General features: G+C 62.4%; 14 protein-coding genes and 1 tRNA gene. 4 read left to right on the top strand and 11 right to left on the bottom strand.

Annotated features, from left to right (window positions below; translation table 11 throughout):
• Positions 1 to 256: 256 nt before the first annotated feature.
• The 10 genes from EK16_RS08670 to fabD all read right to left on the bottom strand — a co-directional run bounded on the left by EK16_RS08670 (position 257) and on the right by fabD (position 9,153).
• Positions 257 to 333 (bottom strand) — tRNA-Arg (locus tag EK16_RS08670).
• Positions 334 to 487: 154 nt separating this feature from the next.
• Positions 488 to 1,228, bottom strand: coding sequence for a ribonuclease T2 family protein (locus EK16_RS08665; RefSeq protein ID WP_081910430.1), 741 nt, complete (start codon positions 1,226 to 1,228; stop codon positions 488 to 490).
• A gap of 126 nt (positions 1,229 to 1,354) precedes the next feature.
• Positions 1,355 to 1,906: a dihydrofolate reductase gene (locus EK16_RS08660; RefSeq protein WP_231573655.1), complete on the bottom strand. Its 552-nt coding sequence runs from the start codon at positions 1,904 to 1,906 to the stop codon at positions 1,355 to 1,357.
• 114 nt (positions 1,907 to 2,020) lie between these two features.
• Positions 2,021 to 2,686 (bottom strand): guanylate kinase, encoded by a 666-nt coding sequence (gene gmk / locus EK16_RS08655; RefSeq protein ID WP_038036424.1) that lies wholly within the window; start codon positions 2,684 to 2,686, stop codon positions 2,021 to 2,023.
• Positions 2,687 to 2,761: 75 nt separating this feature from the next.
• Complete coding sequence (locus tag EK16_RS08650) at positions 2,762 to 3,652, bottom strand: YicC/YloC family endoribonuclease (protein WP_038036423.1); 891 nt, start codon at positions 3,650 to 3,652, stop codon at positions 2,762 to 2,764.
• A gap of 144 nt (positions 3,653 to 3,796) precedes the next feature.
• A complete protein-coding gene (gene mltG, locus EK16_RS08645; RefSeq protein ID WP_081910429.1) occupies positions 3,797 to 5,113 on the bottom strand; it encodes an endolytic transglycosylase MltG in 1,317 nt (438 codons plus the stop codon).
• A 199-nt stretch (positions 5,114 to 5,312) separates the two neighbouring features.
• The gene (fabF, locus tag EK16_RS08640) at positions 5,313 to 6,578 is read right to left on the bottom strand and encodes a beta-ketoacyl-ACP synthase II (protein ID WP_038036557.1); all 1,266 of its coding nucleotides are present in this window, start codon (positions 6,576 to 6,578) and stop codon (positions 5,313 to 5,315) included.
• A gap of 258 nt (positions 6,579 to 6,836) precedes the next feature.
• Entirely contained in the window at positions 6,837 to 7,076 is a 240-nt protein-coding gene (locus tag EK16_RS08635) for an acyl carrier protein (RefSeq protein ID WP_038036422.1), read from the bottom strand.
• Between the two features lie 239 nt (positions 7,077 to 7,315).
• The gene (gene fabG, locus EK16_RS08630) at positions 7,316 to 8,059 is read right to left on the bottom strand and encodes a 3-oxoacyl-[acyl-carrier-protein] reductase (protein ID WP_038036421.1); all 744 of its coding nucleotides are present in this window, start codon (positions 8,057 to 8,059) and stop codon (positions 7,316 to 7,318) included.
• A gap of 146 nt (positions 8,060 to 8,205) precedes the next feature.
• A complete protein-coding gene (fabD, locus tag EK16_RS08625) occupies positions 8,206 to 9,153 on the bottom strand; it encodes an ACP S-malonyltransferase (protein WP_038036420.1) in 948 nt (315 codons plus the stop codon).
• Positions 9,154 to 9,503: 350 nt separating this feature from the next.
• Between fabD and EK16_RS08620 the strand changes: the two genes are divergently transcribed.
• Positions 9,504 to 9,923, top strand: a complete 420-nt coding sequence (locus tag EK16_RS08620) for a DUF3775 domain-containing protein (RefSeq protein ID WP_051929149.1) — start codon at positions 9,504 to 9,506, stop codon at positions 9,921 to 9,923.
• Positions 9,924 to 10,406: 483 nt separating this feature from the next.
• Here the strand turns inward: EK16_RS08620 and EK16_RS08615 are convergent, their stop codons facing one another.
• Positions 10,407 to 11,702 (bottom strand): FAD-dependent monooxygenase, encoded by a 1,296-nt coding sequence (locus EK16_RS08615; RefSeq protein ID WP_197059662.1) that lies wholly within the window; start codon positions 11,700 to 11,702, stop codon positions 10,407 to 10,409.
• Positions 11,703 to 11,994: 292 nt separating this feature from the next.
• Here EK16_RS08615 and EK16_RS08610 point away from each other — a divergent pair, with 292 nt between their 5' ends.
• The 3 genes from EK16_RS08610 to EK16_RS08600 all read left to right on the top strand — a co-directional run bounded on the left by EK16_RS08610 (position 11,995) and on the right by EK16_RS08600 (position 14,058).
• On the top strand, positions 11,995 to 13,227 hold the full coding sequence (locus EK16_RS08610) for an NADP-dependent isocitrate dehydrogenase (protein WP_038036419.1): 1,233 nt from the start codon (positions 11,995 to 11,997) through the stop codon (positions 13,225 to 13,227).
• A 233-nt stretch (positions 13,228 to 13,460) separates the two neighbouring features.
• The gene (locus tag EK16_RS08605) at positions 13,461 to 13,748 is read left to right on the top strand and encodes a BrnT family toxin (protein ID WP_038036418.1); all 288 of its coding nucleotides are present in this window, start codon (positions 13,461 to 13,463) and stop codon (positions 13,746 to 13,748) included.
• A complete protein-coding gene (locus EK16_RS08600) occupies positions 13,726 to 14,058 on the top strand; it encodes a BrnA antitoxin family protein (protein ID WP_038036417.1) in 333 nt (110 codons plus the stop codon). Before EK16_RS08605 ends, EK16_RS08600 begins: the two co-directional genes overlap by 23 nt.
• Positions 14,059 to 14,419: the final 361 nt, after the last annotated feature.

The following is a 14,419-nucleotide window of genomic DNA, read 5'->3' as shown; positions in this document are numbered from 1 at the left end:
AGCGGACGGCAGGCAGAAAGAGCGCACAATCCTAACCTCCCCCTGATAGGGGGAGGTCGGCGCGAAGCGCCGGGAGGGGGTCGGGCCGCAAGCGCAGAGTTAAATTGCCCGACCCCCTCCCTGACCCTCCCCCTACCAGGGGGAGGGAAAAAGGCGGTGCTTCACGTGTGTAAGGAATATGAAGGGCAAGTGAGTTAATGGGGCGCCGTTTTCACGGCGTTTTGCTCACTGCGCAAGAAGTGGGGGGAAAGATGCATGGCGCGCCGGGGAGGATTCGAACCCCCGACCCCCAGATTCGTAGTCTGGTGCTCTATCCAGCTGAGCTACCGGCGCCTGGATGATCAAGCGGTCTTTGACGGTGTCGCGCAAATCAGCGACGCGCCTTATCTAGTGCAGTTCCGGCGGCTTGGCAAGCGGCTTTTTTGCCTTTGATGCGCCCTGCCCTGTCAATGTGCGCACACGGTTAACCCGGCCATCGTCCGCATGATCAGCGCACGGGGGGAATGATGATCATGCGCGCGCGGCAGGCGCTACGCTGTTCATTGATGCCGCAGCGGGAGGGGCGCACGGTGGGCGAGAAGCAGACGCGCACTTCCCTGAGCAGGGCCTGCCCGCCCAGCCTGTCGCATATGACCGCGAAGGAATCCGCAAAGAAGCCCTTGTCACGATTGGCGGCATGAAAGGCGCGGCGGATCTGCTGCGGGGTGCGTTTCAGGGGGGCGCGGGGCGCGCGCATATCCTGCGGGATGGTGATCTGCCGGAACAGGCGCTCGGCCAGCGTAAAATAGGCGCGGGGTGATAAGCCGGAGCAGGTGCCGTGCTTGCGCCATTCATGAATGACGAGGCCCTTCGAGGGCATGACGTCCAGCACCTCGCGGATGACGGCATCGGGCACGAAGCGGTCTTTGGTGCGGCAATTGCTGGGCCAGCCGCGGCGGAACTGCGGCCACAAGCCATGGAGCACAAAGCCGTAGCCCGCGCCGGGGCGGCATTGCGGATCATTGCGGCGCAGGCGCCCGCGCGCCTTCTGCGTGAGGCAGAAGGTGGGCGACCAGCTCAAAGAGAGAACGTAATAATCGAACAGGCCGGGCGCATCGTTGCGGGCCTGGGCCGACCGGGCGCTGCCCGTGATGAAAAACGCATGCAGAAGAAGCGCCGCAAGGGCACTGAAAAGCGCGCTCCTGATTGCGCGTGCTCTTTTCCGTGCGGCAAAAGCCGATCTGATCATTTCATGCCCCCTTTTCTTCCTTCATGCCGCTTGCTTAAGCCCGGGCAAGCTTTGCGCCTTTCGTTCTGGCGCAGGTTTCAAGCCCGTTTCGCGGCATGTGTGTTCAAGCGCCCCTTGAGCGCGGGGTCAATCCTTTTGCCGGCGATCATAGACAATGATGGTGTAATCGCAGGTGTCCCCTTCCTCGGCGGGATAATGGGTTCTTTCCCGCTCCTGCCATTCCTCGTCGGCGGGGGGTTCAAAGCGGGCGTCGCCTTCCGCCTGCATGTGCACGCGGGTGAGATAGATCCGCTGTGCCAGCGGCAGGAAGCGCTGAAAGATCTGGGAACCGCCGATGACCATGATCTCGTTAACCCCGCGTTTTCTGGCCAAGCGCTCGCCCAGGGCCAGCGCCTCCTCCACGGAGTGGGCGGTGAGCACGGCGGGATCGGCGGCAATGGCGCCGCGGGTGATGACAATGTTGTCCCGCCCCGGCAGGGCGCGGCCGATGCTCTCGAAGGTTCTGCGCCCCATGATGACGGGATGGCCCATGGTGCGCGCCTTGAAGCGGCGCAGCTCCGATGGCAGATGCCAGGGCAAGGTGTTGTTGCGCCCGATGACACCGTTTTCCGACACGGCGACGACCAGGGCGATGCGCGGCGTGGTTTCACTGTTGCGCAGGTTGGCTTGCGTCATCATGGGCCCTCCCCTTTGCGTTCCCTCCTTTTGGAGTGGCCCATTCTAACAGGCATTGGCGCCCCTTCGGCAACAGGCACGTTTTCTGTTCTTGAGAAAACCGCATGGGAATTTGGTTCAATCCATGCGCTCGATCATGCCGCGGACGAATTCCGGCAGGCCGGCTCGGCGGTGACGGCGCAGGCGTTCGGCGCGGACAATGGCGCGCAGCTCTTCGGAGGCGCGCTCAAGGTCATCATTGATGATGACGTAATCATATTCCGGCCAGTGGGAAATCTCGGCGGCGGCCTGCGCCATGCGGCGGGCGATCACCTCCTCGGGATCCTGGGCGCGCCGGCGCAGGCGCTCGTGCAGCACCTCCACGGACGGCGGCATGATGAACACGCGCACGATATCGTCCTCGCCCACGGCCTGGGTGATCTGTTGCGCGCCCTGCCAGTCGACATCAAAGAGCACGTCGCGCCCGCGGGCTAAGGCCTCCATCACCGGCTTTTTGGGGCTGCCGTAGAAATTGCCGAAGACCTCGGCCCATTCCAGCAGCTCGCCGCTATCGCGCATGCGGGCGAACTCCTCGTGCGAGACGAAATAATAGTCCTTGCCGTGCACCTCGCCCGGGCGGGGCGGACGGGTGGTGACCGAAACCGACATCTCCATCTCCGGCTCCGCGGCAAGCAAGCGGCGCGAGAGTGTGGACTTGCCGGCCCCGGAGGGCGAGGAGATGATCAGCATCATGCCGCGGCGGGCAAGATCAACGGGATCGGAATCTTTCTGTGGCGCGTTCATGGGGCTTCTCGATCTTCCGGTTGCCTGCAATCCTCACTGTCCGGATCCGTCATCCATCCGGATTCGTCATGGTGCTCATTCCACATTCTGGACCTGTTCGCGGAACTGATCGATGACCGCCTTCAAGTCCAGGCCGATGCGGGTGAGCGAGGCATCGTTGGATTTGGCGCAAAGCGTGTTGGCCTCGCGATTGAACTCCTGGGCGAGAAAATCCAGCTTGCGGCCGGCGGGGCCGTTTCCGGCCAGAAGCTCGCGGGCGGCGGCCACATGGGCGGCAAGGCGGTCCAGCTCCTCTTCCACATCCGCTTTGGCGGCGAGTATCACCGCCTCCTGATAAAGGCGCTGCTCATCCAGATCCTGAGAAGCCTCAAGCAGGCGCTGCACCTGCTGGCGCAGGCGCTCGCGGACGGCCTCCGGGCTGCGGGCGGGGTTTTCGCGCGCCTTTTGCACAAGATCGGCGATCTGATCCACCTGGCTTTTCAGCACCTCGGTGATGCGCGCGCCCTCCTTGCGGCGGACCTGCTCAAGATCATCGAGGGCGCGGCGGAACGATTCGAGAAGCGGCTCCTTTACGGCGGCGAGCACGGCATCCGGGTCTTCCTCCTCGGGCTCGAGCACGCCGCGCAGGGCAAGCAGGCGGGCGGGGTCCACCGGTGCGGCGGTCATGCCCAGCCGCCCCTCGAGTTTGCGCACCTCTTCGATGAGCCAGTCAAGCAATGCGCTGTTGACGCGCATGGCCACCACATCGGCCGCGCGGCGCACCTGCAGGCCCACCTGCATGCTGCCGCGGGAGAAGCGCGCCGCCAGCTCCTTGCGCAGGAGCGGATCGAGCGCCTCAAAGCCGTTGGGCAGGCGCAGGCGGACATCCAGCCCCTTGCCGTTGACGCTGCGGATCTCCCAGCTCCAGGAGAGCGTGTCGGTCTGGCCGGTGGCCCGGGCAAAGCCCGTCATGCTGCTCAAGGCCATGGGTTTTCGCCCTTCTTGCCCTTTTCATATCCGATCAGGCCGCCGGCCGGAGCGCCATGGCGGCAATTTCTTTTTCGCGCCGGGAGACTAGACCAAGGTGCCTGCGATGAAAACCGGGTTTGATGCGCCTTTTCAGCGGGAGTTTTAGCGACGCTGCGGGCGGGGGCGCGGCAGGGGCACGGCGGACACTTGCGTCCTTGGCCGCGCCTTGGGGATGACGGGAGGTGCCGTGGCGGGGGCCGGCCTGTTCTCGGCGGTTTCTGCGGCTTCTTGCCGGGAGGTGTTTGTTTTTTCGGCCTTTTTCGTGTTTTCGCCCGTGAGTGTTTTGTCGGATCTGGACACAGCGGCGGCGCCGGCCACACGCGCATCCTTGTTCGCGGCGGCCTTTTTGGCATCTTCGGCCATCTTGCGGCGCAGGGCCCGCCATTTGCGCACGTTGCGCTTGTGCTCGGCCAGCGTGGCGGCGAAGACGTGTCCGCCCTTGCCGTCGGCAACGAAATAGAGAAGATCCGTCTTTTCCGGATTGAGCACGGCCTTTATCGAGTCCCGGCCCGGGTTGGCAATGGGCGTGGGCGGCAGACCATCAATCTGATAGGTGTTCCAGGGGTTTTTTGCGGCGATTTCGCTTTTGCGAATGGGACGGCCGAGCGGCAGGCCGCGGGTGATGCCATAGATGATGGTGGGATCGGCCTGCAGGCGCATGCCTTTCTTCAGGCGGTTGATGAAAACGGCGGCAATGCGGGGCCGCTCTTCGGGAATGGCGGTTTCCTTTTCCACGATGGAGGCGAGGATGATCGCCTCATAGGGCGTCTTGAACGGCAGGCCGGGGGCGCGTTTGGGCCAGAGCTGATCAATCAGGCGCTTCTGTGCCGCCTGCATGCGTTCGATCAGGGCCTGACGGCTTTCTCCGCGGCGGAAGGTATAGGTGTCCGGCAGCAGCGAGCCTTCCGGCGGCTCCTTTTCTATTTCGCCAGTGAGATAGGGATTGGCGCGCAGGCGCTTGAGCACCTGGGCCACGGAAAAGCCCTCGGGGATGGTGATACGGTAGAGGATGGCCCGGCCCTGCTCCATCAGATCGACAATCTCGCGCACGGAGGCGCGGGCGGGAATGGCATATTCCCCGGCCTTGAGCACGGCAGAGCGGCCTTTCAGCCGATCCTGGGCGATGGTGGCGAGAACGAGCCAGCGGGAAGAGACAAGCCCCTTTTCTTCCAACAGTGCGGCGATCTCGCGGGTGGAAGCGCCGCGCGGGATCAGCACCGTGGTTTCGGTCTTGGCGGGGCCGGGGCGCTCCACGGCCATGTTGACGACGAACAGCGCGCCCAGCGCGACAACCGCCATCAGCAGAAGGCCAAACACCAACGAGCGCATGGCCCGGACGAACACGCCGCGGCGGCGGGCGCCGCCGGCGCGGGCACGTTCCTGCGCTTTCCTTTGCTTTCTGCCCTTGCGTCTCTTCATGGCCCGGGGGCGTGATCACCCGCACTCGCTTAAATCGCTGACCGGCTGCGCGCCTGTCATTCCGATTCGGTTGTGACAGGGATAATGGGCGAAACGAAGGCCTGCGTGTTTCATGCCTTTCATGCCGCCCCGATCCGGCGCCCGCCCCCGCATTTCGACTGTGGTGCGCCGGAGCCTTTTTTGGTCCGTTAGCCTGTGTTCACTCCTGCACGCGGCGGAACAGCAAAGAGGCATTGGTGCCGCCAAAGCCGAAGGAATTGGACAGCGCAACATCAATCGTGCGCTCAACCGGCGCATTCGGCGCCAGGTCGATGTCCGTCTCCACGGAAGGATCCTCGAGGTTGAGCGTGGGCGGCGCCACCTGATCGCGCATGGCCAGCAGGCAGAAGATGGCTTCCACCGCACCGGCGGCGCCCAGAAGATGGCCGATGGCGGATTTGGTGGAGCTCATGGTGAGGTTGCGCGGTGCATTGCCCAAAAGCCGCTCCACCGCGCCCAGCTCGATCTCGTCGCCAAGCGGCGTGGAGGTGCCATGGGCGTTGATGTAGTCGATGTCCTCAGGCGAGATGCCCGCCTTGTCCAGCGCCATGCGCATGCAGCGATAGGCGCCGTCGCCATCCTCGGCCGGCGCGGTGACGTGATAGGCATCGCCCGACATGCCATAGCCGATGAGCTCGCCGTAAATCTTCGCGCCACGGCGCCTGGCGTGTTCGTATTCCTCCAGAACGACGATGCCGGCACCCTCGCCCATGACGAAGCCGTCGCGCCCCTTGTCCCAGGGGCGGGAGGCCTTCTCGGGCGTGTCGTTGTAGCCGGTGGAGAGGGCCTTGCAGGCAAGAAAGCCCGCAATGCCGATGTTGCAAATGGCGGCCTCGGCCCCGCCGGCGATCATGACATCGGCATCACCGGCGGAAATGATGCGGGCGGCATCACCGATGGCATGCGCGCCGGTGGAACAGGCGGTGACGACGGCGGAATTGGGCCCCTTGAAGCCGTAGCGGATGGAGATGAGGCCGCCGGCGAGATTGATGAGCGAGCCGGGGATGAAGAAGGGGGAGACCCGGCGCGGGCCCTTGTCGCGGATGAGCAGGGCCGTCTGCTCGATCTTGTCCAGGCCGCCGATGCCGGAGCCGACGAGAACGCCGGTGCGGCACTGATCCTCGTAATCCTCAGGCTTCCAGCCCGAATCCTCAATGGCCTGGGTGGCGGCGGCCATGGCGTAGATGATGAAATCGTCAAAACGCCGCTGCTCCTTGGGGTCCATCCAGGCGTCAGGATTGAAGGTTCCATGGGTGCCATCGCCGCGCTTGACCTCGGCGGCAATGCGACAGGCCAGATTCGAGGCATCGAAGCGCGTGATCGGGCCGATGCCGGATTTGCAGGCCAGCAGGTTCTTCCATGTATCCTCGACATTGCCGCCCAACGGCGTGACCAAGCCTATTCCGGTTACGACGACCCTGCGCATGTCATCCTCGTTCAGTCTGCCTCTTTTCATGCCGGCCGCAAAAGGGCGCCCCGTTCATGGCCCGAATGACGGCCTGCCATTACAGATGCGCCTTTTTCACGAAATTTCAGCCGCCCCTGTGTCCATTGCGGATGATTGTGCCGCGTCTGTTTTTCTTAAGGAGCCTTTGCCCCAACGGCAAGACAGCGCGGCAAGCGCAAGCCTGCGCTTTTCCGCGCTGTCGCCGGACTATCGACGATGATCGCCTCCTTTTTGCGATCAGGCGGAGGCGTTCTGCTCGATGAACTTGATGGCGTCTCCGACCGTCTGGATGTTTTCGGCGGCGTCATCGGGTATCTCGATGCCGAACTCTTCCTCAAAGGCCATGACGAGCTCGACATTGTCGAGGCTGTCGGCACCGAGATCGTCGATGAAGCTGGCATCCTCGGTCACCTTTTCGGCATCGACGCCGAGGTGTTCGACCACGATCTTCTTGACGCGTTCCGCGATATCGCTCATGTCCCGTATTCCTTGAATGGTTCTTTATGGTTGCAAGAAGGATCGGCACGCTTTTTACGGATGGCACGCCGGGAAGGCAAGGAAGCCGCCTCCCCTTCACCCCCGCTTGCGGCCTTCAGGTCCGGCGCATGCCGGAGTCGGCCCTTCCCCTAACACATCGCCGGCCCTTTGACAAAGGGCTTGTTCCTCCGTCTTTCGCAGTTTTCACAGCCATGCAGCATGATCGCGGAATATGCGCTTCAGCACATGGCCATGCCGCCGTTGACCGAAAGCACATGACCGGTGACATAGGCCGCTTCCGGAGAAGCGAGATAAAGGGCGGCGGCGGCAACATCCTCCGGCGTGCCGAGGCGGCCTGAGGGGATCTGGGCGAGGATGGCCTCGCGCTGTTTCTCATTGAGGGCATCAGTCATGGGCGTTTCGATGAAGCCCGGGGCGATACAATTCACAGTGATGCCGCGGGCAGCAACCTCCCGGGCGAGAGACTTGCTCATGCCGATCATGCCGGCCTTGGCGGCGGCATAATTGGTCTGCCCCGGGTTGCCGGTGAGGGCGACGACGGAGGTGATGTTGATGATCCGGCCCCAGCGCGCCTTCATCATACCCTTCAGCACCGCCTGTGAAAGACGGAAGGCGGCGGTGAGGTTGACATCCAGCACCTCCTGCCACTGTTCCGGCTTCATGCGCATGGCGAGCGTATCACGGGTGATGCCGGCGTTGTTGACGAGAATGTCGATGCTTTTTCCGGCCGCCTCCTCGGCACGGGGCACGAGTGTGGCGACCGAATCGGGATCGGCGAGGTTGGCCGGCACGGCCAGGGCCCGTTCGGCACCCAGTTCGCTCACGCGCTCTTCAAGAACGTTTTCGCGCGTGCCGGAGAGAACGACAGTGGCGCCCGCGCCATGCAGGGCCCGGGCAATGGCCGCGCCGATGCCGCCGGTGGCGCCGGTTACGAGCGCGGTCTTCCCTGTGAGATCGAACATGAGAATCCCCTCGCAAGGTTCTGGTAAACGAATCCTTTTCGCGGCGTCTTCATATCATGATTCAACACAGGCGCACCTGCCTTGAACGGCTGCCTTCCGGCATGAAGCCATCACCACGGACGGGCCGATTGCCTTTTTATGCCCTTTTACCCCTTTAAGCGTTCGGCCAGCTTTTCGATGTCCGCCGGGGTGCCCACGGCCATACCCTCGGCATTGGGGGCGTTGCGCTTGACCAGGCCGGTGAGCACGCGGCCTGCGCCCAGCTCGACGAAAAGGTCCACGCCTTCGCCGGCCATGAAGGCCATGGATTCGCGCCAGCGCACGCGGCCCGTGACCTGCCTGACCAGATTGTCGACGATTTCGGCAGGCGTGCTTTCCGGCGCGGCGGTCACATTGGCGACAACAGGCACGGTCGCGGGCATCTCCGAGGCCTCGCCCAGGGCCCAGGCCATGGCTTCCGCCGCCTTCTGCATTAGCGAACAATGAAAGGGAGCGGAGACGGGCAGCATGACCGTGCGCTTGGCGCCGGCGTCCCTGGCGATAATGCAGGCGCGCTCCACCGCACCGATGTGACCGGAGACCACCACCTGACCGGGGGCGTTGTCATTGGCCACTTCGCAGACCTCACCGCCGGCCGCCTTCTTGGCCACGGCCTCCACCTCGCCGAGATCGAGGCCGAGGATGGCGGCCATGCCGCCTTCGCCCACGGGCACCGCTCCCTGCATGGCGCGCCCGCGCGTCTGCAGGAGCTTGGCGGTGCGATCGAGCGTGAAGGCGCCGGCTGCGCACAGGGCGGAATATTCGCCCAGCGAGTGACCGGCCAGATAGCGGGCATGATCGGCTATCTTCACGCCGAAATCATTCTCCAGCACACGGACCACGGCCATGGACACGGCCATGAGCGCGGGCTGGGCGTTTTCGGTCAGTGTAAGCTCCTCTTCCGGGCCTTCGAAAATGATCTTCGACAGCGGCCGGCCCAGGGCATCATCCACCTCCTCGAAGACGGCCCTTGCCGAGGCGAAATTCTCCGCCAGCTCCTTGCCCATGCCGACCTTCTGACTGCCCTGACCGGGAAAAATGAATGCCGTGGCCATGTCCCTCGTCTCCTCCCCTGTTTCCTGCGACTCTTTCAAAAAGCAGCGCTTTTTGCCCTCACCGCCCTGAAACCGCCCTGTTGGCGATGTTTCCTCCGCTTCGCCCCTGTAATGGCCGGCTGCCTGCGTTTGTCCTTCATCTGGCACAAGGGCGCAAAGTGTGTCAAAATAACTAAAAGCCTCTTTGGCGCGCTCCTGCGCAGATGCGCACGCTTTGCGCGATTTCGAATTGACGTGGATCATGGCGAAGGGCGGCGGCGAAGGCGAGCATGGGAATCGAAGAGAATGACATAAAGGGCGGAGGTTGAGACCTGCAGAAGCCTTCGCGACAATGCAGGGAGGCGGCGGCGATGATGGTGATGACGGAAATCACGCCTGACAAGGTGGCGCAGGTGATCGTGCGGGCGCGGGAGATCGACGCCCGCGTGGGCGCCTGGGACGAGGTGGACCGCACGCATCCCGACGAAGGCTCGGCGGAGGCCGTTCTGGAAGCCCTGCGCAATGATCCCTCGCGTATGGCGCTCGTTTCCTTTCTCAACGAAATGCGGCCCGAGGAGCTGGCGGAGCTGGTGGCGCTGATGTGGATCGGCCGCGGCTCCTTTGAGCCGGAAGAATGGCGCGAGGCGGTGGATACCGCGCTTGAGGATTACGCCCTGCCCGGCACGTGCGCCCGTTATCTTCTGCGCGAGCCGCTGCTGGCCGATTATCTCGAGGAAGGGCTTGAGCGCATGGGCTATTCCATCGAGGACGCCGAACGGGACGTGACCTGAGCTTTCTGCACCGGGATTTACCCGTTATTCATGCGGGCAGGTCTTGGATTAAACGGTTCAAGGCAGGATGGGGGCTTGTGCGTGCGGCAGATCGCGCATCTTGAGAATTTGATTCAACAGGCTGACAAATCGATTCAGGTGCCTTGAAAATTGATTCCGATTTTTCAGGCAAGTGCCTGTTATGGTTAATGAATTCTATCCCGCCCCATCACGAGACAAAATCGCCGCCTTTCTCGTCACCTCGGGCGTGTCCTCATAAAATCCGACGCGCCAGCCCCTGAAGGTCGCCATTTTCGCTTAATCTCGCTGACTTTTCGCCCTTGAAAATAGCTTTGGCTATTTCTTGCGGGCGAAAAAATCAGCGATTTTAAAGAAAATGCTGCTCGCATCGCCTACTTTTATGACTCCCGGTAACATAGCTGACAGGTGTTCGAGGACATGGTTGACACATTACAGGGCACGAGGGTTTGATCCGCGCTTTTGTCAGGTCCGGTGAGACGGGGCGCTTTCCGCCATGGCGGGGTTTTCTTGTGCAGAAGGAGCCGGGCTGGCGCCCGCCGGATCCTCGCGCATGATCCGCGGCAGGGATTCGCCGCCCGGTGCCAGCCCCTGACGCATGACGATATCGCGCACCCAGGGCAGGGCGGCCGCCGCGGCGATCACGCCGGCGCGCATGGCCTGCAGCGGGGGAAAGTCCGTAAGCAGGGCGGTGTTGACCAGATGGATCGCCGCCTTGCGCACGAACACATCACGCCGCCGCAGCCGGTCGTAGGTGCGGCAGATCTCCTCCGAGCCCGGATCATCGCCAAAGGCATGGGCATCGCCGATGAGCTCTGCGGCCAGTGCCGCATCACGCAGGGACATGTTCAGGCCCTGCGCCCCGATCGGCGGCACCGCATGCGCCGCCTCGCCCACCAGGATGATGCGCTCCCTGGCGAAATCCTGCGCCGTCATCGTCTGCATCGGAAAGGACTGTGGCGCGGTCACATCACCAATGCGGCCAAGATCGCCATGGCTTTCCACCTGAATGCGCCGCGCAAGCTCATCCGCCGGCAGGGCCATCACCTCTTTCGCCGCCGCCGGCCGCATCATCCACACCAGCGAGGAGCGCCGCTGCGGCATGGGCACGGTGGTAAAGGGCCCGTCCGGCTTGTGATATTCGGTGGACATGTCTTCGTGATCGGCCGAATGGGAGAAGAAACAGCCCACGGCCACCTGATCATAGTCATGCTGCAGCATGTGAAAGCCTGCGCTTTCCCGCACAGGGGAAGCGCGCCCATCCGCGGCGATGACCACTGGTGCCGCCACTTCATCACCGGAAGCGAGCTGCAGGCGCACCAGCCGCCGCCTGTCGGGCGCAATACCGCTGGCGGAATCGCGGATGAAAACAACTCCCAGCTCTTTCGCCTTGCGGGCGAAGGCCGGATGCAGATCCTCCAGCGGAATGTTCCAGCCGAAGGCCTCCCAGCCGGCATCGCGGGCATCGAAAACGGTTTCCGGCGCCGAGAACAGCCCGCCGGTATCGTCCACCAGCCTGAGCTTGCGCAGGGGATTGGACAGGGCTTTCAGCGATTCATCGAAAAGCGCAAGATGCTCAAGCAGCCGCATGCTCGGCCGCATCAGGGCGATGGTGCGCGGATCGTGCCGCTTCTCGAAGGGATCCACCGGCCCGGTGACGATGGCCGTTTTCAGGCCCGCCTCGGCGCACAGGGCAGCCGCCGCCAGCCCCGCCGGCCCCGCACCGGAAACGATCACGTCAAAATCGCCGCCATGGGCCATGTCGCTCAACTCCCGTAAGATCGCATCCTTGCCCGCGTGAATGAAAGGATAGCAGCCGCCAACACCCGCCGACAAGCAACAAGCCACTCTTCTGCCCTCAGGAGAGGAAAAGCGCTTCATATGCCGTCATATCCGTCGTCTTGAGCCTGCGCCGGCCCGGCCTTGCGCCCATCTGCGACTTTTCAGCGTGCCTGACATGCGATATGACCGGGGCAGACACCCGACAGGCCCGCCAGAGTGCATCTGCGGCTGCCTGAAGGAAAGCGCATAATCTGAAACGAGGGGAAGCTTCATGGCCAAGATCAAGGTGGACAACCCGGTCGTCGAGCTCGACGGCGACGAGATGACCCGCATCATCTGGCACAAGATCCGAGAGCAGCTCATTCTGCCCTATCTCGATATCGAGCTTATCTATTTCGATCTGTCCATCCAGAACCGGGACGCCACCGATGATCAGGTCACCATCGACGCCGCTTTGGCCATTCGCGAGCATGGCGTGGGCGTGAAATGCGCCACCATCACCCCGGACGAGGCGCGGGTGAAGGAATTCGGCCTCAAGAAAATGTGGCGCTCGCCCAATGGCACCATCCGCAATATCCTGGGCGGCGTTGTTTTCCGCGAGCCCATCGTCTGCCGCAACATCCCGCGCCTGGTGCCCGGCTGGAAGAAGCCCATCGTCATCGGCCGTCATGCCCATGGCGATCAGTACAAGGCGCAGGATTTCGTGGTGCCGGAAGGCCCGGGCCGCCTCACCATCCGCTATGAGGGCGAGGACGGCACCGTCATCGAGCGCGAGGTGCATCAGTTCACCGTGCAGGATGGCGGCGGCGTGGCGCTGGGCATGTTCAACACCGACAAGTCCATCTACGACTTCGCCCGCGCCTGCTTCAATTTTGCGCTGGACCGCAAGTGGCCGCTGTACATGTCCACCAAGAACACGATCCTGAAGGCCTATGACGGCCGCTTCAAGGACATCTTTGAGGAAGTGTATGAAAAGGAGTTCAAGGAGGCCTTCGACGAACACGGCCTGACCTATGAACATCGCCTCATTGACGACATGGTTGCCTGCGCGCTCAAGTGGTCCGGCGGCTTCGTCTGGGCCTGCAAGAATTATGACGGCGATGTACAGTCCGATATCGTGGCCCAGGGCTTCGGCTCCCTGGGCCTGATGACCTCGCAGCTGCTCACGCCCGATGGCAAGATCATGGAATCGGAGGCCGCGCACGGCACGGTGACGCGCCATTACCGCTTGCATCAGCAGGGCAAGGAGACCTCGACCAACTCCACCGCCTCCATCTTCGCCTGGACGCGCGGACTCATTCATCGCGGCAAGCTCGATGGCAACGAGGATCTGATCCGCTTTGCCCAGACGCTGGAGAAGGTGGTCATCGACACCATCGAATCCGGCTACATGACCAAGGATCTGGCCATCCTCGTCGGGCCCGAACAGAAGTGGCTGACCACCCAGGGCTTCCTCGACAAGATCGACGAAAACCTGAGAAAGGCCATGGGCGCCGGCGCCTGATACACCGCTTTCATGGCTGTTCACTTAATGTCTGTTCTGAACCGGCGGCGCGGCTCAAGCTGCGCCGTCTGGCATTTCGATGAAAGCATGACTCCTGGCTGAATGGCCATCCTTTCTGCTAAGAGGTATATCTTTAGCTTGTCTTAAGTAGCAAATTGCTACCATGTATTGCATATGCATTTTTTGAAGTATCAAGAGCGCCTTGCTTTTTCCATTTTCTGTAACCACAATAAATGTTCGAAGACCCGGAATACGAATGGGATGAAGCCAAGGCGGCGACGAATGTCGCCAAGCATGGCGTACCGTTTACCGCGGCGCAGGAATTCGATTGGAACAAAGCAGTCATTTTTCCAGACACGCGCCGCGATTACGGAGAGCCCCGCTGGCTTGCCTATGCCCCCATTCGTGAACGGTTGCATGCCATGGTGTTTACCATTCGTCATGGCCGCGTGCGTGTGATATCCTTGCGCAAGGCCAACAGCAGGGAAGTTGCCCGCTATGAGCGTGAAAACGAAAATTGACCTGGTTCATCCCACGCCGGAGGAGGACGAAGCCATCAACCGTGGCATCGCCGAGGATCCGGATACGTGGGAAATCACCGAAGATGAATGGAAGCTTGCCCGCCCCGCCAGCGAGGTTTTTGCCGAGATGGGGCTGGCGCTGCCGAAGAAGCGCGGCCGCCCGCGGAAGAAAGAGCCGAAGCGGCAGGTGACCCTGCGTCTGGACGCCGATCTTCTTGAAGACCTGCGCGGCCTTGGCAAGGGCTGGCAGACCAAGGTCAACGCCGCCTTGCGCGAATGGATGGCCCAACAGAAAAAGGCCTCTGAATGACCATCCGCTGCCGACCAAAACCCGCCATTGATCTCTGCCGTGGCAGCATTCATTCCATGAAATCGTGCATCCCGACAAGCACTCGCAGTGCAAGGCGCTTCGCTCCCAATTAGCCCGCAATTGCCCTCTCCTGGCCCCTGCCCATTGTTGTCCAAACAAATTACTCTATCCGTTGCGAATGATTTACGTTATTAAGACTGTAAGTGCTTACATGCACCATAAATGCTTTTGCCAAGGCATATTCCCGCCATTGCCCAAACTTGGAGTGTGTTATTTTTATCTGGAATATCAATAAGTTACGTCATGCCCGGGCGTGTCCCGGGCATCCAGGGGCGGTTTACGCATGCGGTGATGGCAGTCA

The sequence above is a fragment of the Thermopetrobacter sp. TC1 genome, assembly GCF_000746275.1.
GTDB lineage: Bacteria > Pseudomonadota > Alphaproteobacteria > Rhizobiales > Aestuariivirgaceae > Thermopetrobacter.
This window is presented reverse-complemented; position numbering and strand designations above follow the sequence as displayed.